This window comes from Streptomyces albidus (ex Kaewkla and Franco 2022) (assembly GCF_013870515.1).
Taxonomy (GTDB): domain Bacteria; phylum Actinomycetota; class Actinomycetes; order Streptomycetales; family Streptomycetaceae; genus Streptomyces; species Streptomyces albidus.
On record NZ_JACBXA010000010.1, the window covers coordinates 22,971 to 39,346 of the forward strand.

Here is a 16,376-nt window from a genome sequence, read left to right on the forward strand (position 1 = left end):
ACTGGCGGTCGCAATGACTGCCGGGAGCATGTGAGAAGGCATCACGAATCTCTCTCGCTGAACAAAAGGAAAAGGAGTAAGGAAGGTAAGGCTATTGATTGGTGTTAGCCAGCGAATCGGCTGGCGAGCCATTGCACGAGGTTGGTGACCATGAATACCGCCGGAGTCAGCGCGGTGTAGACACCGAAGAGGAAGATGAAAATCGCTGCCCACCAGGAGACTTCACGGGACCGCACAAGAATCACGGTGATAATCCCGAATACGAGAACGAGGGGCAGCACTTCCGCGTAGCTCACGCTGCGTCGCCCCCTTTCGCCGTGGACAGGCCCAGATCCGCAACGGCCGGGGTGATGCCTGCATGCCGGGTAGCGATCTCGCGTGCTTCGCCGGTTGAGGTGAGGTGCGAGCGTGCCCGCATCCACCGGCCGCCGGCAGCGGTGACCGCCACGCCCTGTTCGTCCTCGGTGATGGCTTGGGCGACGGTGACAGCATCGGGCGACAGATCCCCGAGGGTCATCTGGGCGGTTTCTTCGTCGTGGACGCGGTGGCAGATGCGTCCGCCGAGCTGCGCGCGAAGGGCGGTGACCCGGGCGCCCAGGTCGGAGCCGACTCGTTGTCCCGCGATGACGAGATGCACGCCCAGGGCCGCGCCGAGCTGCGCCAGCCGCAGCAACGACGTACCGCAGGAAGCGACTTCATCCTTGGATTCGCGTGTGCCGTCGCTGAGGTACAGCTCTGCCAGCTCATCCACCAGGACCACGACGGGAACCGGGCGGTCAGGTTCGGGCAGTTCCCAGATGGAGCGCACACCCGCCGCACGGCAATCGCTCATGCGTGCTTCTGTCTCCTCCACCAGGCGGGACAGGAGCCGCACAGCAGCCGTGCGGGAATCGGCAAGGGCCGTCAACCGCCGCTGAAACAACGACAGTTCCAGTCCGCCCTTGCAGTCGACTCCGACCAGAGCCACAGCTTGAGGCGCCAACTCGCAGACCAGCGATGCCATCAGAGTCGATTTCCCGGACTGCGTAGCACCCGTGATCAGCCAATGCGGCTCACGGCGCAGATCCAATATCCAGGGCCCGCCGTCCTCATTCCTGCCGACCCGGGCTGTCAGTAGCCGTGCCGGGCGCGGGGAGAATGCGCCCGCACTGGCCGCCAAGGGATCGCGAGCGGTCACGGTCACCAGCACGATGCCGCGCCGGGGACTGGTCACCCGGGCCGCGTGGACCCGCCAGGCGTGCGCAATGGCATCTGCCGCTGCCATGAAGAGGGCGGGTGTCTGGCCCGGATGCAGCCGCACCCGCACCGTCAGCCCGGTACGCGTGGGACGTGGCAGACCCAGCCATGCCGGGATCGGCCGCAACGCCATGCCCCGCATCGCCTGATCCCCGATGACCCGGAACTTAGGGCGCTTGACCACGCTCAGCCCCGCCGTGTTCGACAGCCGCCGCCACGTGACACGCATCCGCACGACCGTGAGCGGATAGCCCAACAGCGGCCAGAACCACGACCAGGCCGCCAACCATGCCCACCAGCCCGGCAGACGCGGCTCCCACAGACGCTGCGTGACCACCAGCCCAACGAACACCAGGGTGATCAGCCACACGACCAGTTCAGCCGGCATCAGGTACCACCCCCTGGCGCCAAGTGAGTCCGGGGAAGGTCGCGAGCGCGTTCCCTCTGGCGTGCCTCTTCGATCAGCAGCCGGGCATGGTCCGCTGCCGATTCGGCATGACAAGCCGTCAGCATCAAAGCTTCGGTCGCGGCCTGTTCACCTTCGAAGGAGCGCAGCAGAGCCTCAGCGCCGATGAGAACCCGCAGATCCTCCATCAGCCGCTGTGCCACGTGGTCACTGCGGTAATGGCCCATCACGAGCCCTCACCCGAACCCGAGCCGCGCACCTGATCAGCAAGGCGCCGGGCAAGGTCGAAAGCCTCACCGGTGCTTATGGCCAGAGAGTTGAAGCAGAACAACCGGAGACCGTCAGTGGAGTGCTCTGAGGTCACCATCAGGTCGGCGACCTCAGCCTCATCCCCCAAACGCTGAAGACGCTGCCGCAGGTCTTCCCAGGAACCGGCCGCCATCAGTACCAGCCCCCACGACGCGCACGACGCTCCACACCGGCCATCCGCCAAGACAGCCGCGCCAGGCTCAGCGCATCCCGCGTCACGGAGCGGAACAAAAGTTCTCGCGTCTTGGATGTAGGCGGCAGACCAGCGCCGGCCCGCGAATGCAATGCCGCCGTGCGCATCCGCAGTTCCTCGAACTCCACACGCTCGCCCATCACGCGTCACCCCCCTGCGTCTTGCCACGGCCGCCCGCGCTGCCCGACGAAGAAGCCGAGGCGGACACAGCCGGGGAGGCAGGTGAGGACTCTGGCGTGACGGACGAGGCCCGGAAGTTGATCCCTTCCCGGTCTCCCATCTGCCAATAGTTCGCCGTCAGACCGGTGACTATGACGCGGCTTCCCTCAGTGATCCCCTGGGGTTCGCCAGCCAAGATCACATCCAGTACCGAGGCGCCTTGTCCGTCTTCGTGTTGCACGGACACCGAGACCACGTACAGGGGCCGCCCCTCGCGGTCGGTGCGTATCTCCCCGGTATCGCGGTTGACCCGGGGGTGCGGCGCCACCACGCACATGACGGTCTTGAATCGCGACGCGTCCAGCGGCAGCGAGCGTATGGGCATCTGGATTGGCATGAGCTTCCACCTCTCGATAGACAGGCACTCGTAATGATGAGTTACAGAAGCGAGTATGCGCGGCTTGACGGATGCACGCAAGCTCTTATGCTGACGAGTGCGTAGTTCGCGCGAACATCGCGAACTTCGCGCAACTGCGCACCCACCTCGATCGCCACATGGACCTGATGCCGTGTTACCTGTCCTGGAAACGGAGCCACGCCCCATGCCCGAGAAGCTGCAACGCCAGACAGCCATGTACCAGCAGCTCGCAGACCGCCTGGCCGAGGAGATTGCGAACGGCGAGTATGCACCGGGCAGCAAGCTCCCCAGCGAAACCGAACTCATCGAGGGCTACGGCGTATCGCGCCCCACCGTCCGCGCCGCAGTAGCCGAGCTGCGGAAGATGGGCGTCGTCGTCTCTTGGCACGGCAAAGGCAGCTTCGTACGCCAACAAGCCACACCCACCGCCGCCCTTGAGCGCACCATCTACCGGTCAGGCAAGGGCTACATCAACGGCGAGACCTTCAGCGACGCCGAGGCACCCACTGTCTCCCGCAGCAACATCACCGGCCAGACCGCCGCGCTGCTGCAACGCGAAGACCCCACCGCCGCCTTCATCGTCGACCGGCTCCTACGCGACGAAGGCACCAGCGCCCGCGCCGCCCATCGGTTGATCATCCCGTTCGATGTGGTCGAGCAGGCCCCGGAGTTGGAAGACGCACCGGACGCCGCACCGGCCAAGATCTACGGCCACTTGGCAGCCGCCGGACACACCCTGGAGTGGACCGAGACCGTCACCGCCCGCAGCCCCCTGCCGGACGAACGCACCACCCTGCACATGTCCGAGTCCACATCACTGCTGCTGACCTACCGAACCACCCTCAATGCCGAAACCGGCCACCCCCTGGTCCTGGAAGAGCTGCGCGCCAGCGCCGACAACACCGCCCTCACCTTCCGCATCACCGCCACCAAGCCCCCCAAGGCCCCCAAGTAACCGAGATCCAACCCGGTCATGACCATGCAGACCCCGCATGGCGTAGCTAGCGACAACGACAGCGCGGTACGACCTTCCCTGCTTCATCAAGACCCCGCCCGATGGGCGGGGAGGGGTGGGGTGCGCTGCAGTGGGGACCGGAAGTCGAACAGGGATAGCCGGCGCCGGTCAGCCGCACGGCAGTGAGAGGGGAAGCGGAGAAGCGCTCGTACGGGATCCCGCATCTCGACAGGCCGGCCGGAAGACTCCGTTCGACTCGGCAACCATCGTCGTGCTCCTTGAGGGGCCACAACCGATCTCGGAGCAGGCGTTCGAGGTCGGTCATGCCGTAAGAGCCTGGGGAGCCACGCTAGACGCCTTCGCGAGCGCTGTTCTGAATCAGGAGGCCGGCAAAGACGAGAAGGACGAAGAGGAACAGCAGGTCAGCCTCATCGCGGGCGAAGTCGTCGGCACCTTCATTGACATGGCCCGCAAGCACTTGGATCGAGCCTAGATTGCACGAAACGGCCTGAACATATATTCATGTCCGAGATGCCCAGTTCTACTCTCAGGCCATGAGCAACCTCATAGCTGGCCTTGCCGTGGTCATCAGCATTGCCGCCCTGGTGTACACGCGACTTCAAGTGGTCTACAGCAGGCAGCAGTTGGCGCTAGGTGAACGAGTCCGCAAAGAAGCCACCGAGCCGTACGTCGTCCCGGATATCCAACCCCGGGCTGGCGGATCCGGGCTCCTGGTCTTCACGGTCGAGAACACCGGACCAACCATCGCCCGGGATGTAGAGCTGGATGTCAGCCCTCCCCTTCAGGGTGGCGAGCGCACCGACTGGGACGAGAAGCTGGCTCAAGTTGTGGGGCGGAAGATCCCTCACCTACCGCCACGTCGACGACTTGAGTGGTACTTCGCCTTCGGACCTCGGCTCTTTGACAATCCTGAACTGCCGCGTCAGTACACGGTCACCGTCAGGGCAACCGGCCCCGGGGGGCCTGTCGAACCACTGACCTATGTGATTGACCTCGATGTCATGCAAACCATGGCACTCGACCGGGAGACCGTCGTAGCCAAGCTCGACACCATCGCCGACAACACCAAGGCGCTGAAGAAGCTTCCCTCGAAGTGACCAAGCCGGGGCCAGAACTGGAATTGGTCGACAAGACCAAGCACAAGAGGAGGTAACCCGAGTGGGGGGCAGTCAAAGAGCCCCCACTCCGGGCCTGAACGCATGGATGCAGGCATCGCAGCCATTCTCGGGGCGGCAGTTGGAGCGTGCGGAACCGCCGTGGCGGCCGGAGTGACCGGGTTTTTGACTCGGTCTCAGACGAAGCTTCAACTGGCCTCGCAGGAGAGGCAGATGGAAAGACAGATACGATCCGAGCACATCGCCCAACTACGAGAACCTCGGCGAAAGGCCTACGCTGACTTCGCTGCAGAGACGTCGGCCAGCCTGAGAGCACTGGATAAAATGCATCTCGCCTTATCCAAAGATCCACCTCTACACGATGAAGTTGTTGAACAGCTGGTGAGCATTGAACCACCCACTAGCATTGCGTATGAACGGGTCTCAATGGAAGGACCGGAAGACGTAGCCTGGGCAGCCGCGAAAGTGGGCATGGCGATCACCGACGCGTACGAGGCTGCCTTTGATGTCATCGATCCGGTGGACACCCCAGCACCGAGCGCGCAAGACGCTGCGGGGCGACTGGCCGAAGCCGTTGGGACCGCCAAGCAAGCCAAGCGGGACTTCCAGCTACTGGTACTGCAAGCGGTCCGAGCAGATGGCGCGGAGCCTGAGCTGGATCAGGCTAGACATCGGCTTGCCGCGATCAAGAACACACAACCATAGTCGACGCGATTCTCACCCCTTGAATATTGGCACAATGGCAGCCGTCATAGCTGAGATCAATCCGCCCACAGCCAAGAACGCGTTGAACTTCTCTTTGGGGCTCGGGAAGATCGCCTTGACGATATTCCCTGCCTTGGTTCGATAGAAGATGAGCTGCATTTTTTGCCACCGGTGTTGCTTCTTGGCACAGCCACGCAAAAGACCACGCGCATTTTGTCGGCAATAGGTGACGCCGTCTCGATTTGCCGCACCGCACCAGCCCGGGGCCTGGAATGAAGCGTAGGAAAATACAGCCAACGACAACACCAACAACATTGGAAAGGCCACTCCTCGTTCCCATGCAACAACTAGGCCGGCCAGTGCCAAGTAGCCCCAATAGGCGCGAAATGATTTCATGAGCCCAACAATATGAGCCTGCCCTGCATCGTCCTAGAGCCATAGTGAGCCATTTTTTGGGACACCAGGCCCACGCCCTCCGGAGCTGTGTGCGCCCAGCCCAAAGCCGCTACACCGACCTCACGCGAGCCATCACCGGTCTGGCGTCAGACACTGCCGCAGGGACCTTGCATCACCCTCGGAGGGACACAGCGCTGAATGCGCCTAACCCGATCGGGGGAATCGGGGCCATCTATACCGGCGGGAATGCGTATAATTTGGCTGCCCGTCCGCCGCAGGCTCGCAGGGACCTCGGACGAATCTGTGTTGCCTGAGCGGGGATTGGCACCTGAGTCCGCGGGCTGACGGTGGTTCGCGACTTGCGGCCCTCGACTCGCTCCCCGATGAGTCGAGGGCCTACTCAGCTTTCAGCTCCTCCAAGGCGCTCTCTATCAATCGCGGGAAGGACCCGTGTACGTCGCCGCCCGGGGCGTTCGCCACGATGTCCACAGCCACGGTGCGGAGCTTGATGTTGCTGTGCTGGGAGACGCTCACCAGGATTTTCCACGCATCCTCTGAAGTGAGCCTGTGCGCCGCCATGAGTACGCCCCGGGCGTGATCGATGACAGGCCGTCTCTCTATCGCGGCTCGTAGCTGTTCGATTGCCACTCGCACATCCTGCGGGTCATCGTTCACGACGGTCCTCGCTCTGTAGCGCGCTGAAGGCACCCCCGAGTCTGCCCGGAGGGGGCGCAGCCAATCCCCGCCTCTTCCTGGCTAGGCATGGACGATCACCGGGCGCCTGTGGCCGTGTGGGGATGGGCAATGGTGACTCTGCCGATCGCGGGCACAAAGAGAGTCGAATTGGGCAAAGCAGCGTGTTGCATTACTTAATGGGTGTTTCTTGCCCATAGCTTCTGTGTATCTGTGCGCGATCTTTGTTGATCGCGCAGCCTCATGGAAGTGGAGAAGTAATGCGCAAGCTTCGCGAAGCAGCCGTTGTAGCCGCCATGGTCGGAAGCGTCAGCATGTTCGGTGCCGGCATCGCATCCGCTCAGGTTGAGGAGCTCCCGACGGTCAACTGCGAACAGGAAGCCGACAGCAACACCCTGGTGTTCTCCCTCGCGGGCACGAGCACCCCGGTGACCACCGGCGCTGCGGGCGACGCCGACTCCAGCGCCACCCAGCAGATCTGCGGCATCGGCAACGATGACAACGAGAACACCGCTGGTGACGCCACCGGCGGCACCGGGACCGCGGCGCTGGCCGCCGACGGCGCCTAGTCACTACCACCGGCTCTGCCGGTGCCGATTCAGGGGCCGAGCCCCCAAAGCTCGGCCCCTGAGTCATGCCGTACGTCCTTCGAGCAGGCTGCCGGATCGACAGCCGCCCCCGGCATGCACCAAGCCCCCAGTGAGGTAGACAGGCAAGGCCCCCCACCGGAGCAACAGTCCGGCGAGGGGCCCACATGCTTCGCGAAGCGGTTCCTCAGCCGGAATCCTAGCCCGCGAGCCTTCGCGATCCTGTGAACACGCTGCGTACGGCGCGTCCTTCCACGTCTCTCGGTAACCACGGCTCAACCTGATGGACGTGGGGCCCGGTCAGAGGCATACGTTGAGGAACCGCGCAGATGCGTCAGATCAAGCCGATCGGTGCAATCCCGCCTCAACGTATACAGAGCCTGCGACACTCCACGCAGGCTGCCCAACAGGGCAGCCCTGATCCCCGGTGAGGGGACGCTATGGAGACTTACCCGGACTGGGACCCCGACACGGTCTATACGAAAGGCGACCGCACCGTTCACGACGGTCGGCTGTACGTGGCCGCAGAATCCGTGACCGCCGTCAGACCCAACCCGGGCAGCGGCTTTGACCACTGGCCATGGGTGTACCTCGGCCGGCACTCACTACGGTAGCCACCGCGCGCAGAGCGCTTCCTTGGACACCGTGGTCAGCTCGCCCCGGCGAGGAATTCACCGCGCGAAGGTGTCACGTCGATGGCGTATCCAGCTTCGGCCTGTGCGGTGGATTGCAGCGACGCCCGCGCGCCGCTCTAACCGCACCATCTGTCAGGAGACACAGTGCAGTGATCTTGGCGGAGAAAGAGAAGGCAGGTGCGTCATGGCGATCGCCCCAGGGGACCGGAAGTATACGAAGGATCACCAGTGGATCCAGCTCACGAGCAATGAGGCGACGATCGGCATCACGGACTTCGCACAGCGGGCGCTCGGTCACATCGTGCACGTCGAGCTGCCACGACCCGGCGCCACCTTCGAGGCGGGACTGCCGGGCGGATCGATCGAGTCCAAGACCAAGGTGATCGAGTTCTACATGCCAGTGACGGGCACGGTGACAGGCACCAACAAGGAACTCCGGGACCGCCCCGATACCGTCAACACCGACTGCTACGGCACGGGCTGGCTGATCAAGATTCGTGTGGCCCACTTCGATGACCTGCTCAGCGCACCGGCATACGAGGACTACATCAGTGCTGAGATGTAGCGATCAGGCATCTGCCGATGACTCTGGCTGCTAGCGACGTAGCCGGGTCGACGGTGATTGATGGACAGAATCTCACTCCGGGTTAGGGGGTCACCCGGGCCGTCTCCGGGCCGTGCAGGAGGCGACCGTGACAGATCCCGACAACTGATCAGGAGGTCATCCCAGGGCAAGGGAGGAGGTGCGGCTCGCCGCCATGTAGGGCACGGTTGAAGTGTGCCCGCACCAATAGTCGTGCATGAGCCGGCCCCGGCCGGGGGGCGCCTGATCACGCTCGATGAGTGCGACAGTGCGTCGGTCCTCGGCATCGCACGGGACTGGACGGAGCTGATCGCGATCCTGAGCGCGGCAGGTTACGAATTCACAAGGCGCGATCTGCGCAACCCCGCGCTGGTCGAATGGCGCGGCGGCGACCAAGAGGTGTGGAGCTGAAGCGTGCCCAGATCGCGCCCAACCCAGCGGGTGAGAGCCCAGCACAGCAATTGCAGGCAGCGTGACATCAGCCCTTGACATCAACAGTGGGGGGACTCAGCCAGACGCCCAGACACTTCGGCAGCCATCGAACGGTGGCGGCCACCGGCTTGAGCCTCCCTGCCGTACAACAGCGGGGACAGCTTCGGTCGAAGGAGCTCCAAGACATCAGTTCGTTCTGGGTGAGCGTCCGCATGCCCCTGGCAACTGCCTGATCACGGCCCACAGCACGGTCCAAGTAGCCGGATCAATCGAGAGGTAAGGCCCCCACCGGAGCAACAGTCCGGCGAGGGCCCACATGCTTCGCGAAGCAGTTCCTTGCTCAGGACCCTAGCCCCGCAAGCCTTCACTCATCCTCCGGACATGCTGCTCAAGACACGCCTCCGTCGGTCGAGTAACGGGCGTGAAGCTGTCAGCGTTGGACGTCCAACGGTGCTCATTCACCGGACTGAAGTGACCTCGCGGCGAAAGCAAAGGTAGGCGTGCTGTGGCGATCGTCCCAGGGGACCGGAAATACACGCAGGAGCACCAGTGGATCCAGCTCGCGAACGACGAGGCGACGATCGGCATGACGGATTTCGCACAAACGGTGCTCGGTCACATCGTCCACGTCGAGCTGCCGTCAACCGGCACAAGCTTCAAAGCGGGAGTGCCCATCGGATCGATCGAGTCCCACTCCAAGGTAATCGAGTTCTACATGCCGGTGGCGGGCACAGTGACAAGCATCAACGAAGAGCTTTGGGAACGCCCGGTCAAGCTCAACGTCGACTGTTACGGCACGGGCTGGCTGATCAAGGCCCGTGTTTCCCACCTCGGCAACCTGCTCAGCGCACCGGCATACAAGGAATACCTCAATGACGAGCTCCTCAAATGGATGTGATAAGGATGAGGCTGGCCCCTGGGTGAGCGTGGCCGCATGCCCCTGGTAACTGCCTGATCACGGCCCACAGCACGGTCCAAGTAGCCGGATCGGTCGAGACTTTCTCTACTTCCTCAAGGGCACGCGCCTACGGCGCGTGCCGGGCGTCCCTGCCGCCCTCGGGCGAGCTGCGGCCTCCGGCCGGTCTCGCCCTAGCGGCAGCCGCCCGACGAGCACGAGACGCAAGCCTTCAGACCGAGCAAGGCCCCCCGCCCGGCATCACGCCGAACGAGGGGCCTTCACCTTCATGCGCATCTCATCGCGTACCTCACGCGCAATGCACGTTATCCCGTCAGCGCTCGCAGCGCCGTGCATGCACACGCTGGGCCCGCCGCGCGTCGCCCCATGGGCGCTCTGCCGTCCTGCACCCCGTGCACGTCACCCAGATCTTGCCGTTCGTCTCCTCCACGAAGACCTTGCCGCGCCCACGGGTGCGCTCCGCGCGCCCAACTTGCTTGCCCTTGCGCATGCTTCCCCTCTCCCGTGTTCGTCTTTCCCATCATGGCGTGCCGCTCACTTCTCTGGGGCTGGCGGACGGCCTCCGGTTGATTTTTAGGCAGCCACCACGGGCCGAGCCTCTAAGAGCAGGGGGCCACATCGGGCCATTGCGGGCAGGCTAGGAGCCAGCCCGATTCGCTGCGCGAGCGTAAGGCCCCCTGCTCTCTCGGCCCGTGGCAGCTCCAGCCCAAAAATCCTCCTGCGGCCGGCAGGCGTGCCCACAGCACAGCACCAGGCACAGCAACGCCACCCCGTAGTCTCAGCACGCTTCTCGGCCACGCGCAGCCTCCGCACCACGCGTCACCAGCTCAGCCACCCACCGCATCTGTTCCGGAGTGGCCCACACCTGGACCTCACCGCCCCCGCACGCACCCGTACACGGCCGCACCCGCAGCCCCTCCACGTCCATGCCGGAAGCCTCCAGGGCGCTCATCCATTGCTTAGCCGCATCCCGCGCGTCAAGCCACCCAGTGAAATACGGGTCGCCACACACGTACAGAGATTCCTCCTGGTCGCTATCCGCTGCCATAGCTGTCACTCCTGTTCTCCGTAGGACTGACCAGGACGGTAAGAGCCAGGCAGGCCCGTCCGGCACCGTGCACCGCGTCGAAACGCAGTAGGCATCGCGACGAATCTTTGGCGAGCACCGTGCACCGTGACGATCAGACCCCATTCGACCGTGCACCATGATGAAAATGGGGTATCGACCTGGAGTGGCAGAGAAGGTCGATACTCCTGCCGGAGGCTGGCGAGTCAGCGCGAAGGCAGACGACGAATACCGACTCAACGCTCTCCGGCACAGGTCAGGCCCCGTCGATGGAGACACCGAAGCTGCCCGGTGCCGTCAGGACGCAGCGTTCACGCAGTGGCTCAATTGCCCCTGGAGTGTGTTGCCTCCGGTGCGTAGGTCGGACGGGCCGATCATGCTTTCCAACGAAGGGCTCTGCGCCGATGCAGTTGCTAGCTACCGGCTACGCAACGGCGCGAAGTAGGTGCTGTAGGGGCACAGCAGGTTGTTGGGGTTGCTGTACGCCGCTTTACAACAAGCAGTCCGAAGAACATGCCCGCAGGGTTGGCTATCAGCTCCTTGCCGTGGGCCTCTGACGTGGCCGCCCCCGCAAGGTCGAACGTGAGTACTGAGACATGGAACGGACGCGCCGTGTGCAGTTTGTTCACGGGATGGTGAGGATCGCGGGCTACTGTTCTGCGTGAGGAGCTGTTAGGCGAAGCGAAGCGCAAAGAAGGCCCCTCGCCGGGGGGAGTTACCCCGGCGAGGGGCCTTCCTTGTGTGCATTGAAGAGACTGGAGCATGCCGAGGGCGGTTGTGCATCCGGCAGTCCGCTTGGAGGAGCACATGATTCAGGGGCCGAGCCTTGCGGGGTCGGCCCCTGAATCATGGAATGAGACTGGCCTCAGTGGTTAGAGGGCCTCGGTGCCGGTGCCGCCGGTGGCGGTGCCAGCGGTGTTCTCGTTGTCGTCGTTGCCGATGCCGCAGATCTGCTGGGTGGCGCTGGCGTCAGCGTCGCCGCCGTCACCGGTGGTCACCGGGGTGGAAGTGCCGGCGATGGTGACCGTGATGTTGTTGCTGTCAGCGTCTTGCTCGCAGTTGACGGTCGGGAGCTCCTGGGGCTCCCACCCGCCGGCGAACGCGGCGTTGGCACCGAACATGCTGACGCCGGCGACCATGGCGGCTACTACTGCTGCTTCGCGAAGCTTGCGCATTACTTCTCCAGTTCCATGAAGGCTAGATCGCGATCAGCAACGATCGCGTAGGCATAGCCGAAGCTATTCAAGAGAGAAGTCGCATCCGACTCGCAACACGCCTCTTGACCTGATTGGCCGTCAGGTTCCCTTTTGAGGATGACCCTTTCGCCTAGTCACATCACGTGTTGACATGCTTCAGGGACCGAGCTGGTGGGCTCGGTCCCTGAATTGGGGGCGCAGCCGTAGTGACTACGGGGTGATGACCGGCGGGGCGAGGGCTGAGGTGCCGGTGCCGCCGATCGCGGTGCCAGCGGTGTTCTCGTTGTCGTCGTTGCCGATGCCGCAGATCTGCTGGGTGGCGCTGGCGTCAGCGTCGCCGCCGCCACCGGTGAGAACAGGAACAACAGTGCCGCCGACGGTGAAGTTCACCTCATTGCTGCTGGCGTCCTGCTCGCAGTTGACGGTCGGGAGTTCCTGGGCGGTCGCCATACCGGCGCCGAGCATGCCGATGCTGCCGACCATGGCGGCCACGACTGCTGCTTCGCGAAGCTTGCGCATTACTTCTCCACTTCCATGAGAGCTGGATCGCGATCAGCAAAGATCGCGCACAGTGCCACAGAAGCTATTGGCCTGAACATCTACCAAGTACGCAACACGCCGCTATATCTGATTCGGTGTCTGGTGATCGCGGCGCGCGACCGACCTTGGACGGGGTCGTGCCAAACACCGCGATCGGCCATCCTTCCAAGGCGTACTCAGTTCATCTGGAAACGATGTGGCAGTCGGCTGACTTGCAGAAGGGCGAGCGAGCAACAGCATGACCTGCGCGTTGACAATCAGCCTCTGTTGTCGTCTGTCAGCCGGACGGTGACGCGACGCCCAGAGGCTGTCCAGCCGAACCGCCGGAGAGGCGGACAGTCCGGCGTCGCGCCGGTCCTCACGCGGGCTCAGAGGCGCATTAACGCCTCAATTCGTGCGCGCGCTCACCTGTCCCGTTCCGCGCGCTCCGTCGTTCGGGGGGTTGGTTCCCCCGGCTCTTGTTGCAGCTGTTCAGTGACCGCATTACTTGAGGGACTCGTGCCTGTTCCGCTGTCCCCTTTCCGGTGCTCACCGGTGCTGAGGCGTGCACTGCGGTGCCTTCTCCATCCGAGGCCGGCCGACGGCAAGGCGGGCAGCAGGGGCGACACGAGCCGGTTCAGACTCCTACGGAAGAGAAGACGAATGGCCTCGACCAGATCCATCGTCAAGTCGCTCCTCAGTACCGGCATGGCCGTCCTCCTCTGGGCGACCGGTCTCGCCGTATCGCCACCGGCCGCCGCGCTGGCGGTGATCGTCGTGGGAGCCCCGAGCGCAACATGTCAGAACCCCCAGCACGCGACGATTCAAGCCGCGGTCGACGCCGCGTCGGCGGGGGACACCATCCGCGTCTGCGCCGGCACGTACAACGAAGCAGTAGCAGTGGACAAGCCCTTGGTCTTCCGCGGAGCGCAGGCGGGTGTGGACGCGCGCTTCGGCCGCACGAATGCCGCGCAGGAATCCATCGTCCAGCCCCCGGCAGGGTCCACGGGCTTCACCGTCACCGGCGGAGTGAGCGGCGTCACCATCGACGGCTTCACCGTCCGCAACTCCACGGCTGACGGGATCGACACGCTGTCAGGCGGCAGCGGCTTCACGATCGTCAACAACATCATTACGGGGAACCGGATCGGCATCAACTTCCGTTCCCCCGGCACGAGTTCCAGTCGGTCGGTGATTCGTCAGAACCGGCTGGTGGACAACAACAACAGCCTGCCGCAAGGCGGAACCGGAATCTTCCTGGGCGGCGGCCAGGGCACGAATTTCACTTCGATCACCCAGAACCGTTTCAGCGGTCACGTCAACGCGGACGTCAACACACAGGGAGTCCTGGACGGTAGCGACCCCGCGGAAGAGCTGAGCATCACCGACAACGCAAGTGTGGACAGCTCCACATTCCTTGTACTGGTCAACGCTGACGGTCCTGCGGTGACGTCGAACCAGATCACGAAGAACTCCGCCCTTCCCTCCGGCAGCGCCATGCTCGTCGATTCGGAAACCGATCACGCGCAGATCCAGAGAAACATCATCACGGGCGGCGCAGGCACAGGCATCAACGTGACGGCGCAATTCGGATCACTGGACCCCAGCACCAGCCTGAACGTCACCGGAAACGTCATCACTTCCCGCACCAACGGCGTCAGCATCAGCGAACTGGACTCCGGAACATTCTCCGGCAACGTCATCAGAAGCAGCAGCAACAACGGGATTCAGGTGAACTCGTCGGTGACGCCGATCATCCCGCTGGTATTCAACGGCAACGTCGCCACAGGCAGCACCGTATGGGACGCCAACGACGACACCAGCGGCAGCGGCACGGTCGGCACAGCCAACACCTGGACAGGGAACGTGTGCCCCAAGGACGACCCCAACGGGATCTGCGTCTGAGACCGGGGCGGACTCGCCCCGCATAGCCGGTGCCGGCGGGCCTGCTCCAGGTCCGCCGGCACCGGTCCAGATCCGAACTCGACCCCAGAAGCCCCGAGGTAGTACCCCGGGGGCGTGGACACCGAGTTTCAAGCCGATGATCAACGCTGGCAGCATCCCGCCCGCTATTCGACCGACGGCGGCGCGCCGTGAGCAGCGTGTTCACATGACGGTGACGGCTCGCGCGCTAAGGTACGGAATTGGAACTGCTTCGCGAAGCACATAGGCCCCCCGCCGGATATTGCTCCGGCGGGGGGCCTATGCCTGTCTACTTTTCTGGCGGCTTGGTGCATGCCGGGGCGGCTGTCGATCTGGCAGTTCGCTCGAAGGGGTGGACGGCATGATTCAGGGGCCGAGCTTTGGGGGCTCGGCCCCTGAATTCGTACCGACGAAGGTCGGTCTCAGCGACTACGCGAGGGCTGAGGTTCCGGTGCCGCCGGTGGCGTCACCCGCGGTGTTCTCGTTGTCGTCGTTGCCGATGCCGCAGACCTGCTGCGTGGCGCTGGCGTCAGCGTCGCCGCCGTCACCGGTGGTCACCGGAGCCAGAGTGCCGGCCAGGGTGAAGTCCACGCTGTCACTGCTGGCGTCCTGCTCGCAGTTGACGGTCGGGAGCTCGGTGGGCTCCCCGCCGCCGGCGTACGCGGCACCGGCACCGAGCATGCTGACGCCGGCGACCATGGCGGCCACAACTGCTGCTTCGCGAAGCTTGCGCATTACTTCTCCACTTCCATGAGACTGCGCGACCAACAAAGATCGCGCACAGATACACAGAAGCTATTGGCAGGAAACATCCGTTAAGGCGCGCAACACGCCGCTTTGCCTGATTCGACGTCTCCTCTGCCGCATTCGACCCGCCATCGTGGACCATCCCGCGCGATCAGACGTGGCCCGGTGATCGTCCACGCCTAGCCAAGAAGAGGCAGGGATGGGCTGCCTCCGCGTGGGCAGGCATGAAGGCCTTCAGCGCGGAAGGGCGTGGACCGTCGTGAACGATGACCCGCAGGATGTGCGAGTGGCGATCGAACAGCTACGTACCGCAGTGGAGAGACGGCCTGTCATCGATCACGCCCGGGGCGTACTCATGGCGGCGCACAGACTCACGTCAGAGGATGCGTGGAAAGTCCTGGTGAGCGTCTCCCAGCACAGCAACATCAAACTCCGCACCGTGGCTGTGGACATCGTGGCGAACGCCCCGGGCGGCGACGTGAATGGGTCTTACCCTCGATTGATCGAAAACGCCTTGGCGAAGCTGAAAGCCGAGTAGGCCCTGGGCTGACGTGCGGTGAGCGGAGCGAGGCCGTGGTCAGGTCCACCAGTCCGTTGACGAGAGCGGTACTCGTCCCGTCACGTGCAGCGCCCAGACGGCTTCATGTTGCTTGCCTGGCCTGTCTTTCGACAGCGGCAATCTCACGTACCCAGACGCCTCGCGTAGCCACTCGCTCAAGGTGTTCCGGGAGATGTCCAACTCCCGTGCGGCGTGCTGAATGTTCAGCCCGCTACGGGCCCACGCGACGAGAGCGTTCAGCAACCGGGGAGGCAGATCCGCGAGGACCGTCTGGCCCCAGACACGAGCGGCCTCCTGGTCCAGCGCATCAGCCATTCCGGCCCCGGGCACCATGCACTGTGCACTGTGGTGATCGGACCCCTGCCTGTCGTGCATCGTGACGAAAATCGTTCGCTCCGGCCCCGGCCGATGGGGAGTGCCGTCACTCTGTCGCACTCATCGAGCGTGACCATGCGCCCGCCGACAAGGAACGGTTCATGCACCACGATCGGTGCTTGCACGCTTCTGCCGTGTGGCACGTGGTTCCGGGGCGAATTCCGAAGGCCTTGACGTCGCTTCGTGCCCCGAACCGTTTCAGTGAGCGTTCGGTGGCAGACAGCCTCAGGCT

The 16,376-nt window shown here is 64.0% G+C and carries 20 protein-coding genes; 10 read left to right on the plus strand and 10 right to left on the minus strand.

Features of this window, described 5'->3' with window-relative positions:
* Nucleotides 1-104: 104 nt before the first annotated feature.
* The 3 genes from H5J26_RS03555 to H5J26_RS03565 form a co-directional block, all read right to left on the minus strand.
* Nucleotides 105-296 carry a hypothetical protein gene (locus H5J26_RS03555; protein WP_181764187.1) on the minus strand — a complete coding sequence of 64 codons (192 nt, stop codon included), beginning with the start codon at nt 294-296 and terminating at the stop codon, nt 105-107.
* Nucleotides 293-1,624 (minus strand): FtsK/SpoIIIE domain-containing protein, encoded by a 1,332-nt coding sequence (locus tag H5J26_RS03560; RefSeq protein ID WP_181764188.1) that lies wholly within the window; start codon nt 1,622-1,624, stop codon nt 293-295. The genes H5J26_RS03555 and H5J26_RS03560 overlap by 4 nt, the downstream gene beginning before the upstream one ends.
* 659 nt (nt 1,625-2,283) lie before the next feature.
* Nucleotides 2,284-2,700, minus strand: a complete 417-nt coding sequence (locus H5J26_RS03565) for a hypothetical protein (protein ID WP_181764189.1) — start codon at nt 2,698-2,700, stop codon at nt 2,284-2,286.
* 205 nt (nt 2,701-2,905) lie between these two features.
* Here H5J26_RS03565 and H5J26_RS03570 point away from each other — a divergent pair, with 205 nt between their 5' ends.
* The 4 genes from H5J26_RS03570 (at nt 2,906) to H5J26_RS03585 (ending at nt 5,517) form a co-directional block, all read left to right on the plus strand.
* Complete coding sequence (locus H5J26_RS03570) at nt 2,906-3,676, plus strand: GntR family transcriptional regulator (protein ID WP_181764190.1); 771 nt, start codon at nt 2,906-2,908, stop codon at nt 3,674-3,676.
* Nucleotides 3,677-3,806: 130 nt separating this feature from the next.
* Nucleotides 3,807-4,169, plus strand: a complete 363-nt coding sequence (locus tag H5J26_RS03575; protein WP_181764191.1) for a hypothetical protein — start codon at nt 3,807-3,809, stop codon at nt 4,167-4,169.
* A gap of 61 nt (nt 4,170-4,230) precedes the next feature.
* Nucleotides 4,231-4,794 (plus strand): hypothetical protein, encoded by a 564-nt coding sequence (locus H5J26_RS03580; RefSeq protein ID WP_181764192.1) that lies wholly within the window; start codon nt 4,231-4,233, stop codon nt 4,792-4,794.
* Nucleotides 4,795-5,025: 231 nt separating this feature from the next.
* Nucleotides 5,026-5,517: a hypothetical protein gene (locus H5J26_RS03585; RefSeq protein WP_181764193.1), complete on the plus strand. Its 492-nt coding sequence runs from the start codon at nt 5,026-5,028 to the stop codon at nt 5,515-5,517.
* A 12-nt stretch (nt 5,518-5,529) separates the two neighbouring features.
* Here H5J26_RS03585 and H5J26_RS03590 read toward each other — a convergent pair whose 3' ends face one another.
* Together H5J26_RS03590 and H5J26_RS31855 are read right to left on the minus strand one after the other, a co-directional pair.
* Nucleotides 5,530-5,913, minus strand: coding sequence for a hypothetical protein (locus tag H5J26_RS03590; protein ID WP_181764194.1), 384 nt, complete (start codon nt 5,911-5,913; stop codon nt 5,530-5,532).
* 396 nt (nt 5,914-6,309) lie between these two features.
* Entirely contained in the window at nt 6,310-6,561 is a 252-nt protein-coding gene (locus H5J26_RS31855) for an ANTAR domain-containing protein (RefSeq protein ID WP_309237759.1), read from the minus strand.
* Nucleotides 6,562-6,866: 305 nt separating this feature from the next.
* Between H5J26_RS31855 and H5J26_RS03600 the strand changes: the two genes are divergently transcribed.
* The 4 genes from H5J26_RS03600 (at nt 6,867) to H5J26_RS03615 (ending at nt 9,741) form a co-directional block, all read left to right on the plus strand.
* On the plus strand, nt 6,867-7,175 hold the full coding sequence (locus tag H5J26_RS03600) for a hypothetical protein (protein WP_181764195.1): 309 nt from the start codon (nt 6,867-6,869) through the stop codon (nt 7,173-7,175).
* A gap of 837 nt (nt 7,176-8,012) precedes the next feature.
* Nucleotides 8,013-8,393 carry a glycine cleavage system protein H gene (locus H5J26_RS03605; protein WP_181764196.1) on the plus strand — a complete coding sequence of 127 codons (381 nt, stop codon included), beginning with the start codon at nt 8,013-8,015 and terminating at the stop codon, nt 8,391-8,393.
* Between the two features lie 213 nt (nt 8,394-8,606).
* Nucleotides 8,607-8,822: a Nif11-like leader peptide family natural product precursor gene (locus H5J26_RS03610; protein ID WP_181764197.1), complete on the plus strand. Its 216-nt coding sequence runs from the start codon at nt 8,607-8,609 to the stop codon at nt 8,820-8,822.
* Nucleotides 8,823-9,348: 526 nt separating this feature from the next.
* Entirely contained in the window at nt 9,349-9,741 is a 393-nt protein-coding gene (locus H5J26_RS03615) for a glycine cleavage system protein H (RefSeq protein WP_181764198.1), read from the plus strand.
* A 331-nt stretch (nt 9,742-10,072) separates the two neighbouring features.
* Here the strand turns inward: H5J26_RS03615 and H5J26_RS03620 are convergent, their stop codons facing one another.
* From H5J26_RS03620 to H5J26_RS03630, 3 genes are all read right to left on the minus strand, one after another.
* Nucleotides 10,073-10,249, minus strand: a complete 177-nt coding sequence (locus tag H5J26_RS03620; RefSeq protein ID WP_181764199.1) for a hypothetical protein — start codon at nt 10,247-10,249, stop codon at nt 10,073-10,075.
* A gap of 1,448 nt (nt 10,250-11,697) precedes the next feature.
* Nucleotides 11,698-12,000: a hypothetical protein gene (locus H5J26_RS03625; protein WP_181764200.1), complete on the minus strand. Its 303-nt coding sequence runs from the start codon at nt 11,998-12,000 to the stop codon at nt 11,698-11,700.
* A 231-nt stretch (nt 12,001-12,231) separates the two neighbouring features.
* Nucleotides 12,232-12,540, minus strand: a complete 309-nt coding sequence (locus H5J26_RS03630; RefSeq protein WP_181764201.1) for a hypothetical protein — start codon at nt 12,538-12,540, stop codon at nt 12,232-12,234.
* 663 nt (nt 12,541-13,203) lie between these two features.
* Here H5J26_RS03630 and H5J26_RS03635 point away from each other — a divergent pair.
* Nucleotides 13,204-14,445 carry a right-handed parallel beta-helix repeat-containing protein gene (locus tag H5J26_RS03635; protein WP_181764202.1) on the plus strand — a complete coding sequence of 414 codons (1,242 nt, stop codon included), beginning with the start codon at nt 13,204-13,206 and terminating at the stop codon, nt 14,443-14,445.
* 447 nt (nt 14,446-14,892) lie between these two features.
* On the opposite strand, the gene H5J26_RS03640 is transcribed toward H5J26_RS03635, so the two are convergent.
* Entirely contained in the window at nt 14,893-15,198 is a 306-nt protein-coding gene (locus tag H5J26_RS03640) for a hypothetical protein (RefSeq protein WP_181764203.1), read from the minus strand.
* 298 nt (nt 15,199-15,496) lie between these two features.
* On the opposite strand from H5J26_RS03640, the gene H5J26_RS31860 reads away from it, so the two are divergent.
* Nucleotides 15,497-15,748 (plus strand): ANTAR domain-containing protein, encoded by a 252-nt coding sequence (locus H5J26_RS31860; RefSeq protein WP_309237760.1) that lies wholly within the window; start codon nt 15,497-15,499, stop codon nt 15,746-15,748.
* A 39-nt stretch (nt 15,749-15,787) separates the two neighbouring features.
* Here H5J26_RS31860 and H5J26_RS32375 read toward each other — a convergent pair whose 3' ends face one another.
* Nucleotides 15,788-16,144 carry a helix-turn-helix domain-containing protein gene (locus H5J26_RS32375; protein ID WP_419183749.1) on the minus strand — a complete coding sequence of 119 codons (357 nt, stop codon included), beginning with the start codon at nt 16,142-16,144 and terminating at the stop codon, nt 15,788-15,790.
* Nucleotides 16,145-16,376: the final 232 nt, after the last annotated feature.

Bases quoted from the DNA above. Each gene is read 5' to 3' on its own strand.
- H5J26_RS03600 (WP_181764195.1), top strand. From the start codon at position 6,867: ATGCGCAAGCTTCGCGAAGCAGCCGTTGTAGCCGCCATGGTCGGAAGC.
- H5J26_RS03620 (WP_181764199.1), bottom strand. From the start codon at position 10,249: ATGCGCAAGGGCAAGCAAGTTGGGCGCGCGGAGCGCACCCGTGGGCGC.
- H5J26_RS03605 (WP_181764196.1), top strand. From the start codon at position 8,013: ATGGCGATCGCCCCAGGGGACCGGAAGTATACGAAGGATCACCAGTGG.
- H5J26_RS03570 (WP_181764190.1), top strand. From the start codon at position 2,906: ATGCCCGAGAAGCTGCAACGCCAGACAGCCATGTACCAGCAGCTCGCA.
- H5J26_RS03585 (WP_181764193.1), top strand. From the start codon at position 5,026: ATGGAAAGACAGATACGATCCGAGCACATCGCCCAACTACGAGAACCT.
- H5J26_RS32375 (WP_419183749.1), bottom strand. From the start codon at position 16,144: ATGCACGACAGGCAGGGGTCCGATCACCACAGTGCACAGTGCATGGTG.
- H5J26_RS03565 (WP_181764189.1), bottom strand. From the start codon at position 2,700: ATGCCAATCCAGATGCCCATACGCTCGCTGCCGCTGGACGCGTCGCGA.
- H5J26_RS03635 (WP_181764202.1), top strand. From the start codon at position 13,204: ATGGCCTCGACCAGATCCATCGTCAAGTCGCTCCTCAGTACCGGCATG.
- H5J26_RS03590 (WP_181764194.1), bottom strand. From the start codon at position 5,913: ATGAAATCATTTCGCGCCTATTGGGGCTACTTGGCACTGGCCGGCCTA.
- H5J26_RS03560 (WP_181764188.1), bottom strand. From the start codon at position 1,624: ATGCCGGCTGAACTGGTCGTGTGGCTGATCACCCTGGTGTTCGTTGGG.
- H5J26_RS03625 (WP_181764200.1), bottom strand. From the start codon at position 12,000: ATGCGCAAGCTTCGCGAAGCAGCAGTAGTAGCCGCCATGGTCGCCGGC.
- H5J26_RS03640 (WP_181764203.1), bottom strand. From the start codon at position 15,198: ATGCGCAAGCTTCGCGAAGCAGCAGTTGTGGCCGCCATGGTCGCCGGC.
- H5J26_RS03580 (WP_181764192.1), top strand. From the start codon at position 4,231: ATGAGCAACCTCATAGCTGGCCTTGCCGTGGTCATCAGCATTGCCGCC.
- H5J26_RS03630 (WP_181764201.1), bottom strand. From the start codon at position 12,540: ATGCGCAAGCTTCGCGAAGCAGCAGTCGTGGCCGCCATGGTCGGCAGC.